The sequence below is a fragment of the Niveibacterium sp. COAC-50 genome (assembly GCF_013184235.1).
Taxonomy (GTDB): Bacteria; Pseudomonadota; Gammaproteobacteria; order Burkholderiales; family Rhodocyclaceae; genus Niveibacterium; species Niveibacterium microcysteis.
The window spans coordinates 27,810-50,708 of the sequence record NZ_JABCJM010000006.1 but is presented as its reverse complement, the minus strand read 5'-3'; the positions used below and the strand labels follow the sequence as shown (position 1 = coordinate 50,708).

Annotated in this window: 24 protein-coding genes; 7 read left to right on the top strand and 17 right to left on the bottom strand. The window is 63.5% G+C overall.

Features of this window, described 5'->3' with window-relative positions; translation table 11 throughout:
* Positions 1 to 42: 42 nt before the first annotated feature.
* The 8 genes from HH302_RS18655 to HH302_RS18620 all read right to left on the bottom strand — a co-directional run bounded on the left by HH302_RS18655 (position 43) and on the right by HH302_RS18620 (position 8,738).
* Complete coding sequence (locus HH302_RS18655; RefSeq protein ID WP_172203868.1) at positions 43 to 2,703, bottom strand: polysaccharide deacetylase family protein; 2,661 nt, start codon at positions 2,701 to 2,703, stop codon at positions 43 to 45.
* Positions 2,704 to 2,796: 93 nt separating this feature from the next.
* A complete protein-coding gene (locus HH302_RS18650) occupies positions 2,797 to 3,504 on the bottom strand; it encodes a protein-methionine-sulfoxide reductase heme-binding subunit MsrQ (RefSeq protein ID WP_172203866.1) in 708 nt (235 codons plus the stop codon).
* On the bottom strand, positions 3,504 to 4,442 hold the full coding sequence (gene msrP / locus HH302_RS18645) for a protein-methionine-sulfoxide reductase catalytic subunit MsrP (protein WP_172203864.1): 939 nt from the start codon (positions 4,440 to 4,442) through the stop codon (positions 3,504 to 3,506). Before msrP ends, HH302_RS18650 begins: the two co-directional genes overlap by 1 nt.
* A 130-nt stretch (positions 4,443 to 4,572) precedes the next feature.
* Complete coding sequence (locus HH302_RS18640; RefSeq protein ID WP_172203862.1) at positions 4,573 to 5,358, bottom strand: anti-sigma factor; 786 nt, start codon at positions 5,356 to 5,358, stop codon at positions 4,573 to 4,575.
* Between the two features lies 1 nt (position 5,359).
* The gene (locus tag HH302_RS18635) at positions 5,360 to 5,863 is read right to left on the bottom strand and encodes an RNA polymerase sigma factor (protein WP_343073438.1); all 504 of its coding nucleotides are present in this window, start codon (positions 5,861 to 5,863) and stop codon (positions 5,360 to 5,362) included.
* A gap of 15 nt (positions 5,864 to 5,878) precedes the next feature.
* Positions 5,879 to 6,262, bottom strand: coding sequence for a hypothetical protein (locus HH302_RS18630; protein ID WP_172203860.1), 384 nt, complete (start codon positions 6,260 to 6,262; stop codon positions 5,879 to 5,881).
* 86 nt (positions 6,263 to 6,348) lie between these two features.
* Positions 6,349 to 6,978 (bottom strand): lytic transglycosylase domain-containing protein, encoded by a 630-nt coding sequence (locus HH302_RS18625; RefSeq protein ID WP_172203858.1) that lies wholly within the window; start codon positions 6,976 to 6,978, stop codon positions 6,349 to 6,351.
* Between the two features lie 14 nt (positions 6,979 to 6,992).
* Positions 6,993 to 8,738 (bottom strand): proline--tRNA ligase, encoded by a 1,746-nt coding sequence (locus tag HH302_RS18620; RefSeq protein WP_172203856.1) that lies wholly within the window; start codon positions 8,736 to 8,738, stop codon positions 6,993 to 6,995.
* A 114-nt stretch (positions 8,739 to 8,852) separates the two neighbouring features.
* On the opposite strand from HH302_RS18620, the gene HH302_RS18615 reads away from it, so the two are divergent.
* Positions 8,853 to 9,392, top strand: a complete 540-nt coding sequence (locus HH302_RS18615; protein ID WP_172203854.1) for an RNA pyrophosphohydrolase — start codon at positions 8,853 to 8,855, stop codon at positions 9,390 to 9,392.
* On the top strand, positions 9,385 to 10,005 hold the full coding sequence (gene coq7 / locus HH302_RS18610) for a 2-polyprenyl-3-methyl-6-methoxy-1,4-benzoquinone monooxygenase (RefSeq protein WP_172203852.1): 621 nt from the start codon (positions 9,385 to 9,387) through the stop codon (positions 10,003 to 10,005). Before HH302_RS18615 ends, coq7 begins: the two co-directional genes overlap by 8 nt.
* A gap of 76 nt (positions 10,006 to 10,081) precedes the next feature.
* On the opposite strand, the gene HH302_RS18605 is transcribed toward coq7, so the two are convergent.
* The gene (locus tag HH302_RS18605) at positions 10,082 to 10,498 is read right to left on the bottom strand and encodes an OsmC family protein (protein WP_172203850.1); all 417 of its coding nucleotides are present in this window, start codon (positions 10,496 to 10,498) and stop codon (positions 10,082 to 10,084) included.
* 485 nt (positions 10,499 to 10,983) lie between these two features.
* Between HH302_RS18605 and rplM the strand changes: the two genes are divergently transcribed.
* The 3 genes from rplM (at position 10,984) to HH302_RS18590 (ending at position 13,064) form a co-directional block, all read left to right on the top strand.
* Positions 10,984 to 11,412: a 50S ribosomal protein L13 gene (gene rplM / locus HH302_RS18600; RefSeq protein ID WP_172203848.1), complete on the top strand. Its 429-nt coding sequence runs from the start codon at positions 10,984 to 10,986 to the stop codon at positions 11,410 to 11,412.
* A 12-nt stretch (positions 11,413 to 11,424) separates the two neighbouring features.
* Positions 11,425 to 11,823: a 30S ribosomal protein S9 gene (gene rpsI, locus HH302_RS18595; RefSeq protein WP_172203846.1), complete on the top strand. Its 399-nt coding sequence runs from the start codon at positions 11,425 to 11,427 to the stop codon at positions 11,821 to 11,823.
* Positions 11,824 to 11,999: 176 nt separating this feature from the next.
* Entirely contained in the window at positions 12,000 to 13,064 is a 1,065-nt protein-coding gene (locus HH302_RS18590; protein WP_172203844.1) for a porin, read from the top strand.
* 111 nt (positions 13,065 to 13,175) lie between these two features.
* Here the strand turns inward: HH302_RS18590 and HH302_RS18585 are convergent, their stop codons facing one another.
* From HH302_RS18585 to HH302_RS18570, 4 genes are all read right to left on the bottom strand, one after another.
* Positions 13,176 to 16,034 carry a valine--tRNA ligase gene (locus HH302_RS18585; protein WP_172203842.1) on the bottom strand — a complete coding sequence of 953 codons (2,859 nt, stop codon included), beginning with the start codon at positions 16,032 to 16,034 and terminating at the stop codon, positions 13,176 to 13,178.
* 94 nt (positions 16,035 to 16,128) lie between these two features.
* Positions 16,129 to 16,713, bottom strand: a complete 585-nt coding sequence (locus HH302_RS18580; protein WP_172203840.1) for a hypothetical protein — start codon at positions 16,711 to 16,713, stop codon at positions 16,129 to 16,131.
* A complete protein-coding gene (locus HH302_RS18575; protein ID WP_172203838.1) occupies positions 16,710 to 17,141 on the bottom strand; it encodes a DNA polymerase III subunit chi in 432 nt (143 codons plus the stop codon). Before HH302_RS18575 ends, HH302_RS18580 begins: the two co-directional genes overlap by 4 nt.
* Positions 17,142 to 17,157: 16 nt before the next feature.
* Positions 17,158 to 18,651, bottom strand: coding sequence for a leucyl aminopeptidase (locus tag HH302_RS18570; RefSeq protein ID WP_172203836.1), 1,494 nt, complete (start codon positions 18,649 to 18,651; stop codon positions 17,158 to 17,160).
* 92 nt (positions 18,652 to 18,743) lie between these two features.
* Between HH302_RS18570 and lptF the strand changes: the two genes are divergently transcribed.
* On the top strand, positions 18,744 to 19,820 hold the full coding sequence (gene lptF / locus HH302_RS18565) for an LPS export ABC transporter permease LptF (RefSeq protein ID WP_172203834.1): 1,077 nt from the start codon (positions 18,744 to 18,746) through the stop codon (positions 19,818 to 19,820).
* A complete protein-coding gene (lptG, locus tag HH302_RS18560) occupies positions 19,817 to 20,890 on the top strand; it encodes an LPS export ABC transporter permease LptG (protein WP_172203831.1) in 1,074 nt (357 codons plus the stop codon). The genes lptF and lptG overlap by 4 nt, the downstream gene beginning before the upstream one ends.
* A 20-nt stretch (positions 20,891 to 20,910) precedes the next feature.
* Here the strand turns inward: lptG and HH302_RS18555 are convergent, their stop codons facing one another.
* From HH302_RS18555 to HH302_RS18540, 4 genes are read right to left on the bottom strand one after another with little or no spacing between them, the layout of a single operon-like run.
* On the bottom strand, positions 20,911 to 21,360 hold the full coding sequence (locus tag HH302_RS18555; RefSeq protein ID WP_246479816.1) for an RDD family protein: 450 nt from the start codon (positions 21,358 to 21,360) through the stop codon (positions 20,911 to 20,913).
* Positions 21,361 to 21,407: 47 nt separating this feature from the next.
* Entirely contained in the window at positions 21,408 to 21,989 is a 582-nt protein-coding gene (locus HH302_RS18550; RefSeq protein WP_172203829.1) for a DUF3106 domain-containing protein, read from the bottom strand.
* The gene (locus HH302_RS18545; protein ID WP_172203827.1) at positions 21,959 to 22,339 is read right to left on the bottom strand and encodes a DUF3619 family protein; all 381 of its coding nucleotides are present in this window, start codon (positions 22,337 to 22,339) and stop codon (positions 21,959 to 21,961) included. Before HH302_RS18545 ends, HH302_RS18550 begins: the two co-directional genes overlap by 31 nt.
* Complete coding sequence (locus HH302_RS18540) at positions 22,336 to 22,890, bottom strand: RNA polymerase sigma factor (RefSeq protein WP_246479889.1); 555 nt, start codon at positions 22,888 to 22,890, stop codon at positions 22,336 to 22,338. Before HH302_RS18540 ends, HH302_RS18545 begins: the two co-directional genes overlap by 4 nt.
* Positions 22,891 to 22,899 lie beyond the last annotated feature (9 nt).

Below are 22,899 nucleotides of genomic sequence, written 5' to 3'. Positions count from 1 at the left end.
CTCGGGGCGGCCCCTGGTCCGGCGCGCCCCGGGATCGTCAGATCAGAGCTGGCTGAGCTGTTGGCGGGCGTAATCCGAGCCGCTGCCGCTGGGGGCGAGTTCCAGGTAGGTGCCGAAGGCCTTGCGCGCACAGTCCTTGTCGCCCGATTGCGCGCAGGCGTCGCCCAGGTTGCGGTAGGCAATCGCGCGTGAGGGGTCCATCTTGATCGTGTTCTCGAACCAGCGCGCCGCCTCCTTGTACTTCTGCTGCTTCAGGTAAATGAAGCCGAGGTTGTTCGCGGCCAGTGCGAAGTCCGGGCGCTGCTTGAGTGCTTCGGTGAACTGCGCCTCAGCGGCGGCGTACTGCTGCTCGCGGTACAACTGCAGCCCGCGGTCGTTGGCGCGTTGCGCCAGTTGGCGAGCGTTCGCCGCGACCGGTTTCGGTACCGCCAGCTTGGTTTCGTTGCCTTGCAGATCCTTCACCACGACCGGCGCGCTGCTGGCAACGGTGGGCGCGGCTTCGGCGAGTTTCTGGTTCAGCGCAACGGCGTCGCGTGGCAGCTGTTCGGTGCTCGGGCTGAGGAACTCGTTGCCGGACTTGAGCTGGAACACGAACTCACCGCCCTGCGAGCCGGGCAGGCTGCCGAAGGCTGGTGTCTGCTGCGAGATACCGGCCACGGCCGGGGCGATGTAGGCCGCCAGTTCGGTGCCGGTAATGAAGCCGTCGCCGTTCAGATCGGCCTTGCCGCCCAGCGCTTGCAGCAGCGTCCAGGTAAACACCGAATGCCCGCCGGGGCCACCGTCCGCCACCAACTGGTCGGCACCGCCCGCGGTGAGCATCTGGCGGCCAATGCGACGTGCGTTCTCCTTCAGGAAACTGTTGTTGCCGCCGCCTCGGGTGAGCCCGAGCCCGCTGTAGCACGCATCCATCACGAACAGCACATGCTTGGCCGTGAGGCTCTCGGCGATGTTCTGGATCTCGGTCATCGGGATCGCGTCGGACGCCATCTGGGCCGGGTCGGAATCAACCGGGATGATGTAGCCCAGATCGCGGCCGGAGCTGAGCTTGCGGGTCGCGCCGTGGCCGGCGAAGAACACGAAGATGCGGTCGTTCTTCTTCACGCCGCCGTGGGCGAGCCGGTCGTGGAACGTCGAGAGGATCGCGTTGCGCGTTGCCTCGCCGTTCTTCAAGCTGAAAACCCGTTCGCTGGCGAAGCCGAATTCGTCGATCAGCGTCTGGCGGATCGCGTCGGCGTCGCGTGCGGCGTACTGCAGCTTGGGCCATTTGGCGTAGTTGTCGATGCCGACGACGACTGCCCATGAATCCTCGTAGCCGGTCGTGACGGTGGTCTTCTCCTCCGCCTGCGAGGCGGGCGCGCTCGCGGCGGTAAAGCCCTTGCCATCCCAGCCGGCGAAGCGGTAGCCCTCGGCCGTGAGCTGTTCGAGGATCTTGGGCAGCGCGGTGACGGTGCGCTCGTGGATGTCGTGGAACAGGATGATGCCGCGACCTTCCTTGGCGACACTCTTGAGCACGCGGTCGGCGATCGAGTTGGGCACCGGGTCGGCCCAATCCAGCGAATCGATGTTCCACATGATCGAACGCAGTTTCAGCGCGGCCAGTTCGTTCATTGCCTCGCGGCTGCTTGCCCCATACGGGAATCGGAAGAGGCCGGACGGCGCCGGGTCGACTGCCTTCAGCAGCAGGTCGGTGCGGCTGATCTCGGCTTTCAGCGGGTCGCCCGACGCTTTCGACAACTGTGCATGGCTGTAGCTATGGTTGGCCAGCACATAGCCATCCGCCTTCAGCCGCTTTGCGACGCTCGCACGCGCACCGAGCTGGGCCTTGCCTGCGTCGGACACCGTGCCGAGGTTGTTGCCGACCTCGAAGAACACCGCTGGCGCGTTGTATTGCTTGAGGATCGCGGCGATCTCTTCGGTGTAGGCGTTGTGCGGGCCATCGTCGAAGGTCAGCACCAGCGTCTTGGGCGGCAGGTCGTAACCGAATACGGGCTTTTCCTGGTCGTCATCATCCCCCTTGGCGGCGGGGTAGGGCACGATCTGCCCGTAGTCCTTCATGATCTGTTCGCGCGAGTACAGCTTCTTAAGGTGCGCGAGGTAGTCGTCCCACTTCTCGCGTTTGAGCGTGATCGCGCGCGTATCGAAACGGTCGAAGACCTGCCGTAGCTCCTTGTCGTACTGGTGTTCGATCTCCTGCATGGCGTCGAGGTCTTCGCCGACGCGTTTGTGCAGTTTGATCGCCGGCAGCGTGGAATCCTGCTGCAGGCTGAGCTCCAGCGCCTTGAGCAGTTCGCGGTAGGCGAGGCGGTCGGCATCGAACAGCCCTTTGCCGGATTCAATCTGTGCCAGCAGCGCTTCGAAGGTCTCGAAGCGACGGTCGTTGCCGGTGGTCGTTAACTCGGCGATCTGCGCTTCCAGTTTCGCGCGGTCGGCGAGGTTCTCGTGGAACAGCGCCTGGCCGACCTGATTGGCGGCGGCGCGCTCCTTGTCGCTCATTGCGCGCTCGTCCGCCAGCAGCACGATCAGCTTGCGATAGCGCTCCAGCAGCAACTGTGCGCCTGGCAGCAGATCGACGACCGGGGCGGCGCTGCTTGCCGGCGCAGTGGTCGTGGCCGGTGTGCTCGTGGCGGAGGCGTTGGGCTTGCAGGCGGCAAGCAGGCCGGCGCTCAGCAAGAGCGCGAGAACAGCGTGAGGGGCGAGGCGCATGGCGGCTTTGAAAAAAAAGAGTCGCCGCGGAGTGTACTGCGCCGCGGCGCCATGCATTGCGCATTGCGTCGCGGCTGCCGACCAGCGCTGAACTCAGCGCTGCACGATCGGGATGATGCGTTTGCCCAGCGGTGCGGCACGCGGCGCCAGTTGCCGGCGGCGTTCCTGCTCGCGCCACCAGGCGCGGGCGCCGAGCAGCAGCGCGAGGATCAGGCCATAAATCAGCGGCTCGGTGACGTCGCGCTTTACCAGCCACCAGAAGTGCAACACCGCCAGCACGCCGATCGCGTAGACCGAACGATGCAGCGCCTGCCAGCGCCGGCCGCCAAGTCGGCGGATCGCGAAGTTGCTGGAGGTTGCGGCGAGCGGCACCAGCAGCACGAAGGCGGCAAACCCCACGGTGATGAAGGGGCGCTTGACGATGTCCTTCGCGATCGCAGCCCAGTCGAAGAACTGGTCGAGCCACACATAGGTGGCCAGGTGCAGGCTGGCGTAGAAGAACACGAACAGGCCAAGCATGCGGCGCAGCCGGATCAACCAGTGCCAGCCGGTGAGCCGGCGCAGCGGGGTGACCGCGAGGGTGGCGAGCAGCAGGCGCAGCGTCCATTCGCCGCTGGCGCGCGTGATGGCTTCGATCGGGTTGGCGCCGAGCTGGTCGTGCCACAGCCCGTTCAGATACCAGCCAAGCGGCAGCAGGCACAGCATGAACAGCGCAAGTTTGGCGAGCGTGAGCTGTGCGTTGCTTGGCCCGCGGGGGGCGTTGCGGGCCGGGGCCGTCGGGCGGCGCGTTGCGGTTTGCATCAGTAGAACTTCCTCAAATCCATGCCGGCATAGAGTTTGGCGACTTGCTCGGCGTAGCCGTTGAAAGGCAGTGTCTTGCGCTTGCCGAACTCGCCCAGGCGGCGCTCGCTCGCCTGACTCCAGCGCGGGTGGTCCACCTCGGGATTGACGTTCGAATAGAAGCCATACTCGTTCGGCGCCGCCTTGTTCCAGGCCGTGCCCGGCTGTTTGTCGGTGAGGCGGATCCGAACCAGCGACTTGGCGCCCTTGAAGCCGTATTTCCATGGCACGACCAGCCGCAACGGCGCGCCATTCTGCGCCAGCAACTCTTCGCCATAGAGGCCCAGCGCAAGCAGGGTCAGCGGATGCATGGCTTCATCCAGCCGCAGGCCCTCGGTGTAGGGCCAGTCGAGTACGGGCAGTGCGAGGCCCGGCATGCTGGCGCGATCGGCGGCGCTTGTGAACTCGACGAACTTTGCACTTCCGAGTGGCTCGACCTGCTTGAGCAGGCTCGCGAGCGGAAAGCCGTTCCACGGAATCACCATCGACCAGCCTTCGACGCAGCGCATCCGGTAGATGCGTTCCTCAATCGGCGCCAGCTTCAGCAGATCGTCGATCGCAAAGGTGCGTGGCTTGGCGCAGAGCCCTTCGACGCGCACCGTCCACGGCCGCGTCTTGAAGCGGCCCACGTTGCGCGCCGGGTCGTCCTTGCTGGTGCCGAACTCGTAGTAATTGTTGTAGCTGATGATGCTGTTCTGCGGCGTGGGCTTCTCATCCGTGGAAAACGGACTCTTCTGGACGCTGCCGAAGGGCGCGGCGCCGAAGGCGGTGGGCGCTGCGAACGCAATGCCGCCAAGGCCGGCGGCGCGGACGAAGTCTCGCCGGCCGCGATAGAGCGATTCGCTGGTGATTTCGGACGGCGCGATCGGGTGCGCGTCGTCCTGAATGCGGATGAGCATGGGTGTCTCCGTGACGTCGGTAGGGCGGTGCAGCAGGCCTGGTGCAGGCGCGCAGGCGGATCCTGCTTAAGATGACCGGCGCTGGGGCCGCGACCTTACATCCCCTCCGACCAGAGCCTCGCGATTGCGTTCAACCCGGCGCGCCGCCCCGTTGCAGCTGGCGATAGACCAGTTCGGCAATCTGCAGCAGCGCTTCACGCGGCAGCTTGGCCGAGAGTGCATAGCCCATGCCGCCATCGACCCAGTAGAACACCGACAGCTCCTTCTCCGCCGCGAAGCGGAAGGCGGTCTCCGGCGACGCGGCGTTGTGCCGCACATACAGCGTAAGCCGTTGGCCGGCCTCGTTCTGGTACATGAACTGCGCCACTGCGCCGCCTTCGCTGCCGGGCAGCAGGCGCCCGCCGACCAGCATGAACCCGCTTGCGCCCAGTTCGGGCACGGTCAGCGGGCTGCCGAGCCGTTTGCTGAGCCATGCGACCAGATGCGTCTGCTGTTCGGCGCCGACCTCGACCGGATGCCGCACCTCTGGCACATACACCGCATGCGCGATGGCGGCCGCCCGTGGCAGGCCGGCAAGCGGGTCGCCTGCAGCCGGTGTGGCGGCCGGGCGGGGCAGTGCATAACCCAGTACGCCACCGAGTGCGACACAGGCAAGCGCGGCGGCAAGCTGCAGCGGCCAGCGTGGCCGTGGCGGGCGGGCGGCATCGAGCAAGCGTTGCGGAATCGGCTCGTCGAGCGTCGCGTCATAGGCTGCATGCAGCGCGTTGCGCTGGCTGGCCCAGGCGCTGGCGCGTGCGGCCAGTACGGCATCCTGCGCAACGATCGTGGCGATACGGGCCGAGGCCTCGGCATCGGTCTGACGGTCGACCCAGGCTTGCAGTTCGTCGGTGGAAATTGGGGTGTCTTGCTGGCTCATATCACTTCACCCGCTTGAGAGCAGGTTGCGGGAGCGCTTCGCCGCCAAGTAGGCGGCGTAATTGTTCGCGCGCACGGAACAGGCGGCTCATCACGGTGCCGACCGGAATGCCAAGTACCTCGGCCGCCTCGTCGTAGTGGAACTCCTCCAGCGCCACGAGCAGCAGTACCTCGCGCTGGGTATCGGGCAGCAGCGCGAGCGCCTGCTCCAGGTCGCGCCTGTCACCCCAGCGGTCCTGCAAGGGGCTGATTGGTGAATCGGGCAAACCGTCTTCACCCTCGTCCTGTTCAATCGCAGGACGGCGGACCTGGTTGAGCCAGATCCGGTGCATCACGGTGAACAGCCAGGCACGCGCATTACCGCCTTGCCATTGCCCAGCGCGCTCTAGTGCGCGTTGCAGCGTGTCCTGCACCAGGTCGTCGGCGCGCGTGCGGTCGCCGGCCAACGCCCGCGCGTAGCGGCGCAGGCGCGGGATTTCGGCGACCAGTTCTGCGTGCGACAGCACGAGCGCCGCTTCAGCTCAGGGTTTCACGACATGCCAGAGGCCGTTGAAGCCGTCGCCTGTGCGGTCGCCGGCCTTCGCGTCCTTGCTCCAGAAGTACAGCGGTTTGCCCTTCCAGGCCCACTGCGGCTTGCCGTCGTCGCGCTTGATCACACTCCAGTCGCCACCGCCCTTGGCGTCGGGCGCGGCGTACATCGGCGGCCAGTTGGTGGCGCAGGGGCCATTGCACACGCTCTTGCCGCTGTCGGCGCCATCCTTGTCAAAGGTGTAGAGCGTCATGCCGGAATGGCTGGTCAGGATGCCGTCCCGCACGGTTGCGGGCGTCGGTGCCTTGGTAGTCGTCGTGGCGCAGCCGGTGAGAAGCAGGGCTGCGGTGCAGAGGCAGGCGAGAGCTGTGCGCATGGCGGTGTCCTTCCGTGGGTGGGTACCTCACAAACACCTGGGGGCGCCGGTTTATTCCATCGCCGCCCCAAGTTCTGGCCGGGCTTCTAGTTCCGCGTTGGCAGCGTCTGCTGCGCGACCTTGCCGACCGGCTGCCAGCCCCACTGCCGCTCCCAGGCCGCCCGCACCATGTTCGGGTACTCTGGCCGCCCGAGGCTGCCGTTGTAGCGCCCGAGCGCGCGGTACAGGTCGCCCTTTTCGATGTCGAGGTAGTGGCGCAGGATCGTGCAGCCGTAGCGCAGGTTCGTGCGGATATGGAACAGATTCTGATCCGGCGTGCCGATCTGGCGCACCCAGAACGGCATCACCTGCATGTAGCCGCGCGCGCCGACACCCGACACCGCGTACTTCTTGAATCCGCTCTCGACCTGGATCAGGCCAAGCACCAGTTGCGGATCGAGGCCCGCACGCTGTGCTTCGTAGTAGACCGTCTTGAGGAAGTCGATCCGCTCTTTCGGATCCGGCATGCGCTTGATCAGGCGTTGCGACATCTCGCTGATCCAGGTCACGCGTTCGACCGGGCTCGGGAAGATCGGCTCCGGCGCGGCGCGGTCCGACACCGCGCCGTGCAGCGCCGCGCGCACGCTCGCCGATAGGTCTTCTTCCCGCTGTGCACCGGCGAATGCGGCCGGAGCGAGCAGGGCGATTACCAAGGGCAGGGCGTGGAGCGGTTTCATGCGCATAGCTTTGTTTACGACCCGACGCGCGCTTTCACGAAGGCCGCCAGCTCGGTGACTGCGACTTTCGTCGCTTCGGCGTCACGACGGCCCTGGTATTCGGCCTGGCCTTCCTTGAGCCCACGGTCGGAGAGCACCACACGGTGCGGCACGCCGATCAGCTCCCAGTCTGCAAACATCGCGCCCGGGCGCTCGCCACGGTCATCCAGGATCACGTCGATGCCGGCAGCCGTGAGTTCCGCGTATAGCGCATCGGCCGCGACCTTCACGTCTTCCGCTCGGTCGTAGCCAATCGGGCAGATCGCGACGGTGAAGGGCGCGATCGAATCCGGCCAGATGATGCCGCGGGCGTCGTGGTTCTGTTCGATCGCAGCACCGAGGATGCGGGTCACACCGATGCCGTAGCAGCCCATCTCAAAGTGCTTCGGCTTGCCGTCCTCGTCGAGGAAGGTGGCGTTCATCGCCTTGGAGTACTTGGTGCCGAGGTAGAACACATGACCTACTTCGATGCCGCGCTGGATCGCGAGCGTGCCCTTGCCGTCCGGCGAGGCGTCGCCTTCCACCACGTTGCGGATGTCGGCAACGACGTCCGGTTCCGGCAGGTCGCGACCCCAGTTCACGCCAGCGATGTGGAAGTCGACTTCGTTCGCGCCGGTGATGAAGTCGCTCATCAAGGCCACCGTGCGGTCGGCGACGATCTTGACCGGCTTCTTGAGTCCGACCGGACCGAGGTATCCCGGTTTGCAGCCGAAGTGCTCGACGATTTCGGCTTCGGTCGCGAAGCGGAAGCCGTCCTTCAATCCGTCGACCTTGCCGGCCTTCACTTCGTTCAGATCGTGGTCGCCGCGGACAAGCAGCAGCCAGACGGTGCTCTTCACGATTGCGCCGGTCTCGTCGACCTCATCGGTCGCCAGCACAAGGGACTTCACGGTGTTGGCGAGCGAGGTGCCCAGCAGGGCGGCTACATCGGCGCAGGTGCTCTTGCCCGGCGTCGGCACCTTGTTCAGGGCTTGCGTGGGCGCCGCGCGCTCTGCCAGCAGCGGCAGGGCTTCGGCGAGTTCGATGTTGGCGGCGTAATCCGACTGCGGGCAGTAGACGATCGCATCTTCGCCGGTTTCGGCGATCACCTGGAACTCATGCGAACGATCGCCGCCGATCGCGCCGGTGTCGGCCGCCACTGCGCGGTAGGTCAGGCCCAGGCGGTCGAAAATCTTGCGATAGGCCGCATACATGTTCTCGTAGCTCTTGCCTGCGGCTTCCACGTCACGGTCGAAGGAGTAGGCATCCTTCATCATGAATTCGCGGCCACGCATGATGCCGAAACGCGGCCGGCGTTCATCGCGGAACTTGGTCTGGATCTGGTACAGGTTTTTCGGCAGCGCGCGATAGCTCTTCAGCTCCTGGCGGGCGATGTCGGTCACCACCTCTTCGGAGGTCGGCTGCATCGCGAAGTCGCGTTCATGGCGGTCCTTCAGGCGCAGCATCTCCGGGCCCATCTTGTCCCAGCGGCCCGTCTCCTGCCAAAGCTCGGCCGGCTGCACCAGCGGCATCACCAGTTCGACCGCGCCGGCGCGGTTCATTTCCTCGCGAATGATGTTCTCGACCTTGCGGATCACCCGCAGGCCCATCGGCATGTAGTTGTAGATCCCGGCAGAGAGCTTGCGGATCAGGCCCGCCCGCATCATCAGTTTGTGGCTGACGATTTCTGCGTCGGCGGGGGCTTCCTTGAGGGTCGTGATGAAGAACTGGCGTGCGCGCATGTCGAATCGCTAAATCGGGGCAAACCGCCATTTTAGCTCAGGGGGCGTCGCTTTCCTTCGTTTGCCGCATGTGGAAGAATTCGTGGCAATTCAGCTAATTTTCAGGTGGTTCTCATGCTCGACCGGGACGGTTATCGCCCCAACGTCGGCATCATCCTGGTCAACGCGCGAAACGAGGTCTTCTGGGGTAAACGTATCCGTGAGCATTCTTGGCAGTTCCCGCAAGGCGGTATCAAGCATGGGGAATCGCCCGAGCAGGCTATGTTCCGCGAGCTCTTCGAAGAGGTGGGCTTGCGGCCGGAGCACGTGAAGATTCTTGGTCGCACGCGCAGTTGGCTGCGGTACGACGTCCCACGCCACTGGGTGAAAAGAGAGTGGCGTAATACCTATCGTGGACAGAAGCAGATCTGGTTCCTGTTGCGGCTGCTTGGCCGCGATTCGGATGTCTCTCTGCGGGCAACCGAGAAGCCGGAGTTCGACGCGTGGCGTTGGGCGGGCTATTGGGTGCCGCTGGAAGCGGTGATCGAGTTCAAGCGGCAGGTCTATCGACTGGCGCTGAATGAACTCTCCGGTGTGTTGTTCCGTGGCGTACATGCGCCCGAACGGCCGCCGGCCTACGCATTGAGTGAGGCGCATCCGAGCAATCATGATTGACGGCCTGATCATCGAATTCGATCGCGCGCTGCGCACGATCTTCGCGCCCGCACGCAGCGTGCGGCCGACCCCGGGTGCTGATCAGCCCGAGGCGGACTTGTCCGAGTCGGAGCGGGCGCATGTTGCCGGGCTCATGCGTGTCAATCACGTCGGTGAAATCTGTGCGCAGGCGCTGTATCAAGGGCAGGCGCTAACGTCCAGCGACCCGTCGGTCACCGAAGCGCTTCGCCACGCGGCGGACGAGGAAACTGAGCATTTGGCCTGGACGGAGCAACGTATCGGCGAGATGGGTGGGCGCAAGAGCTTGCTCAACCCGCTCTGGTACGCCGGTGCGCTGTCGATTGGCGTGGTGGCCGGCAAGTTCGGCGATCGCTGGAATCTCGGCTTCCTCGCGGAGACCGAACGGCAGGTCGAGGCCCATCTGTCCGGTCATATGGATCGCGTGCCGCACCAGGATGGCCGATCGCTCGCGATCCTTGATCAGATGCGCAAGGATGAAGCCGGCCATGCAGATACCGCTGTCGCGCTGGGCGCTGCGGAATTGCCCGCACCGGCTCGACTCGCGATGAAACTCGCTTCAAAGGTGATGACCACGGTGGCCTACCGGGTCTGAATCGTTTGGCTATGGCCACATGCGAGTAAAACAGAAACGGCGGCCGATGGCCGCCGTTGTCTTAGGCAGGCAGCGCTCAGTCTTCAACGACCTCGAAGTCGTGCGTAACTTCAGCCGTCTTGCCCAGCATGATGGAGGCCGAGCAGTACTTTTCGGCTGACAGGCTGACGGCGCGCTCGACCGCTTCCCGTTTGAGCGCCTTGCCGCGCACGATGAAGTGGTAATGAATGCGCGTGAATACTTTCGGGTCGGTCTCGGCGCGTTCGGCCTTCAACTGGGCCTCGCAGCCGGTGACAGCGTGCCGGCCCCGCTTGAGGATCGTCACGACGTCAAAGGCGGAACAGCCACCCGCGCCCGCGAGCAACAATTCCATCGGGCGAGGAGCGCGGTTCTTCCCTCCTGCATCGGCGGCGCCTTCCATGGTCACAAAATGGCCGCTTCCGGTGCTGGCAAGAAACGTCGCGTCATCAACCCACTTCACGCTGCATTCCATACTTCATCCTCTTTTGGTCTGGGGCTCAGGCTACGAGCAGGGGAGGGGCGATTCTACCGCTTGATCAAAAATGCTGCGCCGCATCATTGTTCGGCGCGAGCGGCCCGTGCCGTCAACTGAACGACAAGTCAGTCACTAAAATAGTTCATTAAAAATCATTGGCTTGGCGATGCATAAGGTGGGCTTATTTCGACATAAAGAGGTTCGTTCGGCGAGGGGGTTCGGAACCTTGCAATGCACAAGCCCGGCGCCCATAATCCAAACCGTAGTGATTGATTCGGTGCCGCAACAGCGAGCCGAAGCAATCCCGGGTTTGTCTCCTCCACCCTCCTCCTTTGGTGTGGACTTGGCGCAGCTCTTCGGGCTGCGTTTTTTTTTGTGTTTTTCGATCAGTGTTTGACTTTGGAAGAAGTTGGCGAGTAGAATTGCCGGCTTTCCGCATTTGGGCCTGGAACGGGTCCTAGAAGAAATCAAGGGACATTCTCATGAGGACGTTTTCTGCCAAGCCGCACGAAGTTAAGCGTGATTGGTACGTGGTGGACGCGACCGACAAGGTTCTGGGCCGTCTTGCCTCCGAAATCGCGCGTCGCCTTCGCGGCAAGCACAAGCCCGAGTACACGCCGCACGTCGATACCGGCGACTTCATTGTCGTCGTCAATGTCGAAAAGCTGCGTGTGACTGGTACCAAGTCGCTGGACAAGAAGTACTACCGTCACTCGGGTTACCCGGGCGGCATTTACGAAACCAACTTCCAGAAGCTGCAAGACCGCTTCCCGGATCGCGTTCTGACCAAGGCCGTCAAGGGTATGCTCCCGAAGGGTCCGCTGGGCTACGCGATGCTGAAGAAGCTGAAGTGCTACGCCGGTGACACGCACCCGCACAGCGCCCAGCAGCCGAAGGCCCTCGAAATTTAACGGAGCCGAGTAATGGCGATCGCGAATCCTTACAAGTACGGCACGGGCCGCCGCAAAACTGCTGTGGCACGCGTTTTCATCAAGCCGGGCAACGGCAACATCGTTGTTAACGGCAAACCGGTCGACGTGTTCTTCTCTCGCGAGACGGGCCGCATGATCGTGCGTCAGCCGCTGGAAGTTACCGAGACCGTTGGCAAGTTCGACATCCTGGTGAACGTCGACGGTGGTGGCGAGTCGGGTCAAGCCGGTGCGGTGCGTCATGGCATCACCCGCGCGCTGATCGATTACGACGAGACGCTGAAGCCCGCGCTGAAGAAGGCAGGTTTCGTGACGCGCGATGCGCGTGAAGTCGAGCGTAAGAAGGTCGGTCTGCACGGCGCACGTCGTCGCAAGCAGTTCTCGAAGCGCTGATCGCCGTTTCAGTTGCTCAGTCAAAAAGCCCGCGAAAGCGGGCTTTTTGTTTTTTACGCCAATCGAACGCGGGGTTTGGCGGTTTCGTCGTTTTGAAACATTTGCTGACTAAGCTTCTCCTGTTGCGTGTCACACACAAACGTGGCGCGCGCGTCACTTGAAACTGAGGAGAAGCAGTGAAACATCAGCAGAAGATTGCACTTGCCGCCGTTGCCCTGATCAGCGGTAGTGCTATGGCCGTCGATAGCAGCGTGACCGTGTACGGCCTCGTCGATATGGGCTATGCCTATCGCACTGACAACTACGATGCGAGCAAATCGGGTCGCAACGGCATCGATAGCGGCATCGCGAGCGGTTCCCGCCTCGGTTTTCGTGGCGTTGAAGAAATCTCGCCGGGTCTCAAGGGCAAGTTCGTGATCGAAGCCGGTATCAACGCGGACCAAGGGTCGGCCGCGCAGGGTGGCGCTGCTTGGGGCCGCCAGAGCTGGCTGGGTCTGGATGCAGGCGTTGTCGAGGCCCGTCTGGGCCGCCAGTACTCGCCGGAATACCTGATCTACGGTGACATCGATCCGTTCTCGCATGGTCAGGTTGCCAAGGCGAGCAACATCTTCCAGCACGTGAAGACGTACGACCGCATCAACAATGCGTTCTACCTCACGACGCCGTACTTTGGTGACGTCTTCTCGGTGGATGCGATCTACTCGTTCAACCGTGGTGGTGACGAGGCCGTTGCCAACGCGGGCGACAAGCGTTTCTACGCGATTGCGCCGAAACTCCAGTTCGGCAAGATGTTCAAGGTTGTCGCCAACTACAGCCACGACTACGACAAGGCCAAGTACACCACCGATACCGTGGTTGAACTCGGTGCGATCGTTGACTTCGGGGTGGCAAAGATCTCGGGCGCTTACGCCCAGCCGAAGCTCGAAAGCACGCCGGTCGGCGCTGCGAAAGAACCGAAGAAGTACAACCGCTACCTGCTGGGCGCGACCGTTCCGTTTGGTAACTTCTCGCTGCTCGCGTCCTATGCGTACTCCAAGGACAAGAACGATCTTGACGAGAAGGCCACGCAGATCGGCATTGGCGGCACCTACGCATTCTCCAAGCGTACCGACATGTATCTCGGCTTCGCGCGTATCGACGCGGATGACAAGATTGCCGTGAAGTACGGTGTGTCCGACGGCTCCAACACCTTCAACGACTACCGTAGCGGTTTCAACCTGGGCGTCCGCCACAAGTTCTAAGCATCAGGTGCTCGAGTCCCTTTACAGAGGCGCCGCTGGCGCCTCTTTTTTTTGCACCCAGAAAATGAAAACGGCACCGAGCGGTGCCGTTTTCATGAGTTTGATTAAAGGTCAGCCCAAGCGTCCCAGTTGCTCTCTGAGCTTCTCAAGCGTTGCTCCAAAATCGGCAAGCCGTTTCTTCTCCTGCTCGACCACCGCTGCTGGCGCGCGGGCGACGAAGCTTTCGTTGGCCAGCTTGGCGTTCGCCTTCACCACTTCGCCCTCAATGCGAGTGATTTCCTTCGTGATCCGCTCGCGTTCCGCTGCGATGTCGATCTCGATCTTCAGCATCAGGCGGAAGTCGCCGACGATCTGCACCGGGGCGGGCGAGGGTGGCAGGGCATCGCCCGCTGCCGCCACACTCTCAAGCTTGCCGAGCGCGGTCAGGTAAGGCGCGAAGGCCTCGACGTCGGCCACCGGGCCGGCGACGATCAGCGGCACCTTCTGCGCGGGCGACAGGCTCATCTCGCCACGCAGGCTGCGCACCGCGCTGACCAGCGCCTTGAGCTGCTCGATGCGGGCCTCGGCCTTGGCGTCGATGCGCTCGAGATTGGCGCGCGGGTAGGCGACCAGGCACAGGCTCTCGGCGTCCTTCTTGCCGGCGAGCGGGGCCACGGTCTGCCACAGCTCTTCGGTGATGAAGGGGATCACCGGGTGCGCCAGGCGCAGGATGGTCTCCAGCACGCGGAGCAGGGTGCGGCGCGTGGCGCGCTGCTGCGCCTCGTTGCCGGTGTTGATCTGCACCTTGGCGAGTTCGAGGTACCAGTCGCAGTACTCGTCCCACACGAGCGTGTAGATCTCGCTCGAGAGCAGGTCGAGGCGGAAGTCGGCGAAGTGCTGCGCGACTGCGGCCTCGGCGCGCTGCAGGCGCGAGACGATCCAGCGGTCGGCATCCGAAAATGCGAGGTAGCTGCCATCGCACTCGCTCGGCGCGTGCTCGTTCAGGCCGCAGTCCTTGCCCTCGGTGTTCATCAGCACGAAGCGCGTGGCGTTCCACAGCTTGTTGCAGAAGTTGCGGTAGCCCTCGCAGCGCTGCATGTCGAACTTGATGTCGCGGCCCAGTGTGGCGAGGCTGGCGAAGGTGAAGCGCAGCGCGTCGGTACCGAAGGCGGGGATGCCCTCCGGGTATTCCTTGCGCGTCTTCTTCTCGATCTGCGCGGCCTGTTTCGGATTCATCAGCCCGGTAGTGCGCTTGGCGACGAGGTCGTCGAGCTTGATGCCGTCGATCAGGTCGATCGGATCGAGCACGTTGCCCTTGGACTTGCTCATCTTCTGGCCTTCGGCGTCGCGCACCAGACCATGCACGTACACGGTCTTGAACGGGATCTTCCCGGTGATGTGCTTGGTCATCATGACCATGCGCGCCACCCAGAAGAAGATGATGTCGAAGCCGGTAACCAGTACCGACGAGGGCAGGTAGAGGTCCAGCGCGTCGTTGGACTGGCCTGGCCACTCGGGCGTCCAGTCCAGGGTGCTGAAGGGCCACAGGGCGGACGAGTACCAGGTGTCGAGCACGTCGTCGTCACGCCTCAGGGCACCGGTGTAGCCCTCGGCCGCAGCGACGGCTTTGGCTTCTGCTTCGTCGTGGGCGACGAAGACGCGGCCGTCGTCGGCATACCACGCCGGGATCTGGTGGCCCCACCACAGCTGGCGGGAGATGCACCAGTCCTGGATGTTGTTGAGCCACTGGTTGTAGGTGTTCACCCAGTTCTCGGGCGCGAACTTGATCTCGCCCGAGGCTACGCATTCAAGCGCCTTGCCAGCGATGCTCTTGCCATCCGGGCCGGCCTTGCTCATCGCGACAAACCACTGGTCGGTGAGCATCGGCTCGATCACGACGCCGGTGCGGTCGCCGCGCGGCACCATTAGCTTGTGCGGCTTGACTTCGCCCAGCAGGCCCAGCGCCTCGAAGCCGGCGACGACCTGCTTGCGCGCCTCGAAGCGGTCCAGCCCGGCCAGGTGCGCCGGCAGCGGCGTGCTGCCACTGATCTTGCCGCCGGTGACGACGGTGCCCTCGGCGGGCACGGCGCCTTCGAGCGTCAGCACGATGATCATCGGCAGGTTGTGGCGCAGGCCGACTTGGTAGTCGTTCTGGTCGTGCGCGGGCGTGACCTTGACGACGCCAGTGCCGAATTCGCGGTCCACATACTCGTCGGCAATGATCGGCACTTCGCGGCCGACCAGCGGCAGCGTGACCGTTTTGCCGATCAGGTGGGCGTAGCGCTCATCTTCCGGGTGCACCATCACGGCGGTGTCGCCGAGCATGGTTTCCGGGCGCGTGGTGGCCACGGTCAGCGAACCGCTGCCGTCGGTGAGCGGGTACTGCAGGTGCCACAGGAAGCCGTCTTCCTCTTCGGATACGACTTCCAGGTCCGACACTGCGGTGTGCAGCTTCGGGTCCCAGTTCACCAGGCGCTTGCCGCGGTAGATCAGGCCCTCACGGTAGAGGCGCACGAAGGTCTCGGTGACGATCTTGGAGAGGCCTGCGTCCATCGTGAAGCGCTCGCGGCTCCAGTCCGGCGAGGTGCCGAGGCGGCGCATCTGTTGGGTGATGGTGTTGCCGGAGAACTCCTTCCACTCCCACACCTTCTCGAGGAACTTCTCGCGACCCAGATCGTGGCGCGACACGCCCTGTGCATCGAGCTGGCGCTCGACGACGATCTGCGTGGCGATGCCGGCGTGGTCGGTGCCTGGCTGCCACAGTGTGTTGTGGCCCAGCATGCGGTGGTAGCGGGTGAGCGCATCCATCACCGTCTGGTTGAAGCCGTGGCCCATGTGCAGCGTGCCCGTCACGTTGGGCGGCGGCAGCAGGATGCAGAAGGCGTCGGGGTTGGACTTGTCCAGACCGGCCTTGAAGTAGCCCGACTGTTCCCAGTTTGCGTACCAGCGCCGTTCGATCTCGGCGGGCTCGAAGCTCTTTGCGAGTTCCATTATTTTCGTCTGGAAAATCAAAACCTTGGATTATAGCGAATGGACGGCCACCCCCGCCGCCGATGCGGTGCAGGGTGACGACCGTCCGCGGGGGTCAGTCTTGTTTGGGCGTGTTCAGCGTTGCGTCGAGCAACTCGGATAACTTGTGCGACAGATCCGGTACCAGCGTTGCCCGCATATGTGCCAGCGTCTTGATGCGCAGTCGTTCAACCATGCCGTCGACTTCGGCCGCGACGATCTGGGGCAATTCGTTGCTGATCCAGCTCTCGAGTGTCTGCGCGATGTGTGCGTCAAACTCAATCAGCTGCTCCGCTATTCGCATCTGCGCGGCCTGCGCCTGAACCGAGGCCTCTTCTCGCGCTGCTTTGGCGGCGGCTTCGGCGGCGGCTGCAATGATTGCGGGGTCGGGTTCGACGACCACCGGGGCGGAATCTGCGGGGGGCTCGGTGACGGGTTCCGTCGCGGCTGGGGCTGCGGCTTCGGCAACCTCATCGTCAAGCGCAATCTCGTCCGCGATGTCCTCAAGGACCGGAAGGTCCTCGCCGAGCACATCCGTCAAGACTGGCAGATCGTCGGCCAGCGGCAGGGTACTGGAGCGATGCCGATGAATCAGCGCATCGGCTTTCACCAGCAGTGTGTCCGACGCGTCCAGGTCATCGTTCGGAGTGATAGGCGTCATGAGCGCTCGCGTGCGGAAAGGTCGTTTGCTTCGGGTTCAAGTCCGCGCTCACGATAAAAGGCCCAGCGCGCGCGTGCGGGGGCACGGTCGGCGGGGTCCGATGTCACGATCTCGATGACCTGCGTAAATCGCTCGAAAGCGGGCGGAGCATCGTTGCCGAGGTTGATCAGCACATCCAGGTGCTGCGGATCTTCCAGATGGGTATCAATCAACACCGGTGTCTCGGCCGCGAGCGGTGAAGTGCTCATCACATGCGGCACGAACGCGAGCGGCTGAAACGTCCAGAGCAGCGCGTCGAAGCGGGTCGCCTGACCCGCTTCGGGCGCAAACACGGTGACCTTGCGTCCGTGCCGGTACGCGGCGGCCGTCAGGCGACAGGCCGCCGAGAGCTTGTCCGGCGCGTTGTGGAAGAAACGGACTTCGGTCACTGTGCGGGCGATCTCATCAGGCGCCGGCGCGCTTGATCAGGAACTGCGTCAGCAGCGGCACCGGGCGGCCAGTGGAGCCCTTGTCGGCACCGGACTTCCATGCAGTACCGGCGATGTCGAGGTGTGCCCACTTATAGGCCTTCGTGAAGCGCGACAGGAAGCATGCCGCGGTGATGGTGCCGCCGGCGCGGCCGCCAATGTTTGCCATGTCCGCAAAGTTGCTCTTCAGCTGCTCCTGATACTCGTCGAACAGCGGCAACTGCCAAGCGCGGTCGCCCGCTGCAACGCCCACGTCCAGCAGTTCGCGCGCGAGTTCGTCGTCGTTGGCCAGCAGGCCGGTCGTGTGGTTGCCCAGGGCAATTACGCAGGCGCCGGTCAGTGTGGCGATGTCGATCACGCACTCAGGCTCGAAACGCTCGGCGTAGGTCAGCGCGTCGCACAGGATCAGGCGGCCTTCGGCATCGGTGTTGAGGATCTCGATCGTCTGGCCTGACATCGAAGTGACCACATCGCCCGGCTTCACCGCTGAGCCGCCCGGCATGTTCTCGGTGCTCGGGATCAGGCCGACCACGTTGATCGGCAGTTCGAGTTCGGCCAGCGCACGGAAGGTACCCAGAACCGATGCGCCGCCGCACATGTCGTATTTCATTTCGTCCATGCCTTCGCCCGGCTTGAGCGAAATACCGCCGGAATCGAAGGTCAGGCCCTTGCCGACCAGCACGATCGGCTTGGCCTTCTTGCTCTTGGCACCGTGGTACTGCATCACGATGAAGCGAGCCGGTTCGTGCGAGCCCTTGGTGACCGACAGGAAGGAGCCCATACCGAGCTTTTCGATGCCGGCATTGTCGAAGGTCTCGACCTTGATGGACTTGAATTCCTTCGCGAGCTTCTTCGCCGTGTCGGCAAGGTGTGTGGGGGTGCAGACGTTGCCGGGCAGATTGCCCAAGTCGCGCGCCAGCGCCATGCCGGCTGCGATTGCGCTGCCCTGGGCTGCGCCGCGCGTGGTTTCAGCGCTCGGCTTTGCCGCGAAGGCGAGGGTGATCTTGCTGGCGCCGCGCTTGTCGTCATCCTTCTTGGCGCGCGGCGCGTCGTATTTGTAGGCGGTGTCGCGAAGAATCTGCGTCGCTTGAGCCGCAAGCCACTTGGCGTCGCGCCCCTTGAGTTCCACGTCAGCAAGCGTGACGACGGCGTCGCCGGCTTTCAGGCTTGCAAGGGCCTTGGCGGCGGCAGTCAGCGCGCTGCGATAGGCTTTTTCGTTGAATTCGTCTTCCTTGCCGTAGCTCACCAGCAGTACGCGTTCTGCCAGGACTCCGGGCAGGTGATGCAGCATCAGCGTTGCACCCGCTTTGGCGTCGAGATCGCCGCGAGCGATGAGTTTGGCTAGGGCCCCGGCACTGGCTTCGTCGAGTCGTGTGGCGATGGTGCCGAGGGTCTTCCCGGCGAATACACCGACCACGAGGCACGCGCATTTCTGCTTTTCCGGGGTTACGGATTTCGTGCTAAATTCCATCAATTGCTCCTGGCAATGGACGCTTGCGCGCAGAGCGGACGATTATCCCGTGTCCCTCCAGCGCCGTCAAAACCGCACCGGCGCTTACTCGAATGGTCTTTCAGCGCGCAGCCATGCGCGAATTCGCCGCCAATGCGGTGGCGATTTTCGTTGCACTGTTTTTCATCCTGCTCACCGTGATCCTGATCCGCCTGCTCAGCCAGGCTGCAGGCGGTCGGCTGCCGCCTGACGCGGTGCTGTCGTTGATCGGCTTCACCGCGCTCAATCACCTGGGCACCTTGCTTTCGCTAACGCTCTTCATCTCGGTGCTGATGTCGCTGACGCGTGTCTATCGCGACTCCGAGATGGTGGTCTGGTTTGCGAGTGGTGTGCCGCTGTCGGCCTGGATCAGTCCGGTTCTCAAGTTCTCGCTGCCAATCGTCGCAGTCATTGCGGTGCTTTCCGGCTACCTGTCGCCGTGGGCGCAGGGGCGGGCGCAGGAGTATCGCAAGCAGCTTGAAGCGCGCGACGACGTATCGAGCGTGTCTCCGGGAACGTTCCGCGAGGACACTGGTGGCCGGCGCGTGTTCTTCGTCGAATCGGTGGCGGAGAACGATGCCGAGGTGAAGAACGTATTCGTGTCGATGCCCCTGGCGGATCGCCTGCGGATCATCGTGGCTTCGCACGGGTCGGTTGAGGTTCAGCCGAATGGTGATCGTTTCGCGGTGTTGAAGGATGGCCGTCGCTACGACGGGCGGCCCGGAACGCCAGAATTCAGCGTTACGCGTTTCGATACCTACGCAATTCGGATCGAGGCGAAAGAGGTCGGCGTTCTCGAGATCACTCCGCGCATCACGCCAACCCCGCAGTTGATTGCGGTGCCGACACCGCAGAATCGCGGTGAACTGTCGTGGCGGCTTGGTTTGCCGCTCGCTGCGTTGGTTCTGACGTTGATCGCCGTGCCGCTCTCGTTCGTGAATCCGCGTGCGGGGCGGGCGGTCAACCTGCTCTTCGCGGTCTTCGTGTTTTCCACCTACATCAGTCTGTTGCAGGTCATGCAGGCATGGATCGGGCAGGGCAAGATCGGCTTCGGTGCGGGCCTCGCGGCCCTGCATGTGCCGATGGCTGTGCTGCTGATCGGCATGTTCGCGCACCGCATGCAGTTGCTGTCGCGCCTGTTCCGCCGATGAAAACCATCCGCCGTTACCTGAGTCTTGAGATCATCGCGGCGTCAGCGCTGGTGATGATCGCCTTTCTGGCGCTGTTCGGCTTCTTCGACCTCGTTGAAGAGCTCGATAAAGTCGGCAAGGCGGGATACCGCCTCAAGCACGCATTGATCTTTGTCGCGCTCTCGCTCCCCAGCCGTGCTTACGAGATCTTCCCGATTGCCGCGCTGATCGGCACGCTGTTCGCCCTGACCCAATTGGCGCGCAACTCCGAGATCACCGCCATGCGGGCGGCGGGTCTCTCTACGCGGCGCGCGGTGATCGTGATCGCCCAGATCGGATTGCTGTTTGCGGCCATGACCTTTGTGCTGGGCGAATTTGTTGCGCCGCCGCTCGAGCGCGTGGCGCAGAAGTGGCGCCTGCGCAGCACCAACTCGACCTTGCCACAGGAATTGAAGTCCGGCTTCTGGGTGCGTGACGGACGCCTGTTCGTCAATGCGCAGCGCGTTCAGCCGGACAAGGGCCTGGAGGGGGTGCGGATCTACGAGTTCGACAAGGATCTGCGCTTGGTGTCGCTGTCCGAAGCGGTTCGCGGCGAATACAAGCCGCGTGAGGGCTGGCGGCTGACGGATGTAAAGCGGACGCAGTTTCTCGCCGATCGAACGGTGCTTGAACGCTTGCCATCGATGCAATGGCAATCAGAGCTGACACCTGAACTGGTCAGCGTGGTCATGGTGACGCCGGAGCGAATGGCGTTGAAGACGCTGATCCCGTACGTGCAGCACTTGAAGGACAACAACCAGAAGACCGGCCGGCACGAAGTGGCGGTCTGGAAAAAGCTCGTTTATCCGTTCGCGTCCATCGTCATGATGTGTCTTGCGCTGCCGTTCGCTTTTATCCATCACCGCAGCGGGGCGGTGGGCGCGAAGGTGCTGCTTGGCGTGGTGATTGGCATGACCTTCCACCTGCTCAATGGGTTGTTCACCAACCTCGGCGTGATCAATGGCTGGCCGCCCGCGGTCAGCGCCCTCGCGCCGAGCGTCCTGTTCCTGCTCGCGACAGCAGGAATGCTCTGGTGGGTCGAGCGCCGCTGAGGCGGCGCTGTCTTGTTCGCCTATTCGCCGGGCCGGCCCGGCAGCAGTACGACGCAGGTGCCGGCGAAGCGGTCGTGGAGAAACTGGCCGTCGCGGTCAAAGAGACTCCAGATCAGCCCCGCGCCGAAGAACAACAACGACGGCCATGACAGCACGTAGCGCATGAGCCGCTGCGAGGCGTTCGGCAGTTTCCCGCTCTGCGCATCAACAATCTGCAGCCGCCACGTCTGCATGGCCAGGGTCTGCCCGTTCCGTCCCCACAGCACATAGAAGTACAAGCCGAGCACGCCGAAGACATGCATCAGGCTGACCCAACCAGGGGGCAGGGTCTTGGTCATCATGCCAAGAATCATCTGCGGTAATAGGAACGCGAACGCCAGCACGCCGAGCAGGAGCAGGGCTTCATAGAGCATGCAGGCAAGGCGTCGGCGCAGGCCGGCCAGTTCGGCGACGAGGCGTTTTTCGGTCACGGCGATCTTTGAGGAATGCCGCCGCCACAGGTGGCGGCGTGCGGTGGTTAATAGCGGGGGTAGAGCGCCTCGGGCAGTACCGGAGCGGGCTCAGGGGGCGGTTCGGCCGGTGGCGGCGGTGGCGGACGAAGCTCACTGCGGTATGGCCGCAGGTAGGGCGGAATCAACCACTCCTGCGGAATCGCGCCGCCGATGCTGGGCTTGGTGCGGGTGGCACGCGAGCGCAGTTTGTCCTTCTCTTCATCCGGCAGATTCTTGTAAGCATCCCATTGCTGCCGCAGGGCGGGGCGTTGGTCGCTTGGCAGCTTCTGAAGGCGCTTGTACTGATCGCGCGCCTTCTTCCGCTCTTCCGGCGTCAGTTGGGCCCAGGATTCCATCCGGCGCGTGATGCGATCACGCTCGTTGGGCGTCATTTCAGGAAAACGCGCAGCGATCCCGATCCATTTGTTGCGACGCGTTGGTCCCATCGCGGACCATTCTTTTTCCAGCGGCGCAAGAATCGCGCGTTGTTCCGGCGTCAGCGCGGCCCAATCCGGCGCTGGCGTCGCCGCACCCGCGAAGGGCGCTACGAGTAGCGCCAGGACAATCAGCCAGGCCCTCAGCTGGCCGAGTCGTCCGGCTTGAGCCATCGGTCAAATCCATGATCAAGATAGGCGTCGATCGGAAGGTCGTCCGAAAGCAGGGCGCTGTCGACCTCTTCGAGTTCCGAGCTCATGACACTGTCGCGAAGCGTATCCGCGGCGACCAGCATCAGAATCGCGGTGAGCGTTACCATCGCGAGGCGGCTGTGGGTATTCCACAGATCCGTCACGGTTCTGCTGACGCCAGCAAGGCTCAGCCCGCTGGTGCGGGCGCGTTGATGCTCCAGTGCGGCACGGCGAGCGAGTTGAAGGCGTGTTTCAACCTGCGGGCCAAGGCCGCTGAGGCTACGGTCAAGCGTCGCAACGATCCGCTTGGCGATAATGTCTTCTGTGTTCATGGCTCGATCCCCCGGGCACGCAATGCGGCCGCCAGCGTGTGCGTTGCCCTCGAGCAGTGTGTCTTGACACTTCCCTCGGTGCAGCCCATCGCCGCGGCCGTCTCGGCTATATCCATTTCCTCCCAGTAACGCATGAGGAAGGCTTCCCGTTGACGTGGTGGCAATTTCGCAATTTCCTGTTCAATCACGCCGAGCGTCTGCCGCTGCTCTTCCTGCAGGTGCGGCGCCTTGAATGCCGCAATGTCAGACTCGGCGCCCAGTGTTTCCAGCGGGTCCCCGCCGTCTTCCTCGCTGTCTGGCGAGAACGCAGACAGCAGAGTGGTCCACAGGTTTCGAACCTTGCTGCGCCGGAAATGGTCGTTGATCCCGTTTTGCAGGATGCGCTGAAAGAGCGCGCCGAATTCCTCGGCCGGCCGATCGCCGTAGCGTTCGGCCAGTTTCATCATGGCGTCCTGCACAACGTCGAGTGCCGTGTCTTCATCCCGCAGCGCAAAAAAGGCCTGCTTGAAGGCCCGACGCTCAACGCTGGAGAGAAAGTCTGAAAGTTCGATCCGGGAAGC